The sequence below is a fragment of the Pelagibacterium sediminicola genome (genome assembly GCF_003390885.1).
GTDB classification, from domain to species: domain Bacteria; phylum Pseudomonadota; class Alphaproteobacteria; order Rhizobiales; family Devosiaceae; genus Pelagibacterium; species Pelagibacterium sediminicola.
In genome coordinates this window covers 1-2,688 of the sequence record NZ_QMEL01000023.1, presented here as the reverse complement: position 1 = coordinate 2,688, position 2,688 = coordinate 1, and the positions used below count along the sequence as shown (strand labels likewise).

At 64.8% G+C, this 2,688-nt stretch carries 2 protein-coding genes and 1 pseudogene; all 3 read right to left on the bottom strand.

Annotated features, from left to right (window positions below; translation table 11 throughout):
* Nucleotides 1–67: 67 nt before the first annotated feature.
* On the bottom strand, nt 68–1,471 hold the full coding sequence (locus tag DQG18_RS15810; RefSeq protein ID WP_116655211.1) for an NAD(P)(+) transhydrogenase (Re/Si-specific) subunit beta: 1,404 nt from the start codon (nt 1,469–1,471) through the stop codon (nt 68–70).
* Nucleotides 1,472–1,480: 9 nt separating this feature from the next.
* Nucleotides 1,481–1,780 (bottom strand): annotated as a pseudogene (locus DQG18_RS15805) (proton-translocating transhydrogenase family protein); the annotation flags it as partial.
* A gap of 2 nt (nt 1,781–1,782) precedes the next feature.
* A partial coding sequence (locus DQG18_RS15800; protein WP_484237540.1) for a Rossmann-fold NAD(P)-binding domain-containing protein occupies nt 1,783–2,688 on the bottom strand: 906 nt, incomplete at its 5' end.

Genomic DNA, 2,688 nt, shown 5'->3' with positions numbered 1-2,688 from the left:
CCAGCGCCGGCCCAAACAAAAAAGGGAGCCTTGGGGCTCCCTTTTGCGATTGCGTATGGCGCATGTTTCAGTGGTGCATCGACTTGACGATAGCCTCGGTCACTTTCTTGGCGTCGCCGAACAGCATCATGGTGTTGTCGCGGAAGAACAATTCGTTCTGCACCCCCGCATAGCCCGCCGCCATGCCGCGCTTGATGAACAGCACGGTTCCGGCCTTTTCCACATCCAGGATCGGCATGCCGTAGATCGGCGAGGTCTTGTCGGTCTTGGCCGCCGGGTTGGTGACGTCGTTGGCCCCGATGACGAAGGCGACGTCGGCCTGCGCGAATTCGGAGTTGATGTCCTCGAGCTCGAACACCTCGTCGTAAGGCACGTTCGCTTCCGCCAGCAGCACGTTCATGTGCCCCGGCATGCGGCCCGCCACCGGATGGATGGCGTATTTGACGTCGACCCCTGCGGCCTTGAGTTCATCGGCCATTTCGCGCAGCGCATGCTGGGCCTGCGCCACCGCCATGCCGTAACCGGGCACGATGATGACCTTGGAGGCGTTCTGCATGATGAAGGCGGCGTCTTCCGCCGAGCCCTGCTTGACCGGGCGCTCTTCCACGTCCCCCGAGCCGGTTGCGGCATCCTCGCCCCCGAACCCGCCAAGGATCACCGAGATGAACGAGCGGTTCATCGCCTTGCACATGATGTAGGACAGGATCGCGCCCGAGGACCCCACCAGCGCGCCGGTGATGATGAGCGCGGTGTTGCCGATGGTGAACCCGATGCCGGCCGCCGCCCACCCCGAATAGGAGTTGAGCATCGAAACCACGACCGGCATGTCCGCGCCCCCGATCGGGATGATCATCAGGACGCCGAGCAGAAGCGCGATCGCCGTGATGATCCAGAACAGCGTCGGATCGCCCGTTGTCGAGAAGATGCCGACCAGCACGACCAGCGCGATGCCGAGCCCCAAATGGATCAGGTGCCGGGCGGGCAGCAGGATCGGCTTGCCGCTCATCCGCCCGTCGAGCTTGGCGAACGCAATGACCGAGCCGGTGAAGGTGAACGCGCCCACCGCAACGCCGATGCTCATCTCGATGAGCGCCTGCATCTTGATATGATCGCCCGCCCAGATGCCGAAGGCGTCGGGCGCATAAAGCGCGGCAGCGGCAACGAAAACGGCCGCAAGCCCCACAAGCGAGTGGAACGCGGCCACCAGTTGCGGCATCGCGGTCATCGGCACGCCGCGCGCAATGAAGGCGCCGATCCCGCCGCCGATGGCAATGCCGGCAACGATCAGCGCCCACGTGAACGGGTCCGTGGGCGCGGCGATGGCCAGCGTCGTCACCACCGCAATGGCCATGCCGACCATGCCCATGTAATTGCCCCGGCGCGCCTGCGCGGGGTTGGAAAGCCCCCTCAGGGCCAGGATGAACAGAGCGCCCGATACCAGATAAAGGACAGCCGCAAGATTTGCTGAGATCATCGCCGGTCACCCCTTCTTCTTGTACATGGCCAGCATCCGCTGGGTGACCAGAAAGCCCCCGAAGATGTTGACCGACGCCATGACGAGCGCAAGAAATCCAAACCAGCGCGCCGGTCCGTCCTGCCCCAACCCTTCGACCGCGACGGCGAGAAGCGCACCCACCACGATCACCGAGGAGATCGCGTTGGTCACCGCCATCAGCGGGGTGTGCAGCGCGGGGGTGACGCTCCAGACGACGTAGTAACCCACGAAAATCGCCAGAACGAAAATCGAGATGAAAAAGAAGAAATAGTCGATTTCGCCGCCCATCACCGGCCTCCGTCTTTTTGCGTTGCGGACTTTCTTGCCCCCGGTTTTGCCGGGGCAGCCTTGGCGGCAGGCTTTTTGGCAGCAGCAGGCTTTGCCGCTTTCGCCGCCGCGCCCGTCTTGGCTGGCGCCTTGGCGACCGGCTTGTCGCCGGCCTTGGCGGCAGGCTTTTTGGCAGCGCCGGATGTGGCCGGAGCCCCCGCCTTGGCCGCGGGCTTTCTTGCCGCCGCCCTGGCCGCCGGCGCCGCGCCCTGGAAATTGGGATGCACCACCGCCCCCCCGCTGGTCAGAAGCGTCGCCTTGACCAGTTCGTCCTCCATATTGACCGCGATGGCCTTGCTGTCCTTGTCGATCATCGTCTCGAGGAACGAGAGCAGGTTCTTGGCATAGAGCTGGGATGCGGTCGCGGCGATCTTGCCCGCCATGTTGAGCGTGCCGATGAGCGTCACGTTCTTGTGGACCACCACCTTGCCCGGCTGCGTCAGCTCCACATTGCCCCCGCGCTCGGCGGCAAGATCGACGATCACCGAACCCGGCGCCATCGATTCCACCATCGCCTTGCTCACAAGGCTTGGTGCCGGACGGCCCGGAATGAGCGCCGTGGTGATGACGATATCCTGCTTGGCGATATGGCCCGCAACCAGTTCGGCCTGCGCAGCCTGCTCGTCCTTGGTCAGCTCACGCGCATACCCGCCCGTGCCCGAAGCGTCTTTGAGCGCCTCGGTCATGATGAATTTCGCGCCCAGCGATTCCACCTGCTCGCCCGCCGCCGCGCGCACGTCGGTGGCCGAAACCGCAGCCCCCAGCCGCCTTGCGGTGGCGATCGCCTGCAGCCCCGCAACGCCAGCGCCCATCACGAACACTTTGGCCGCGCGCACCGTGCCCGCCGCCGTCATCATCATCGGCAG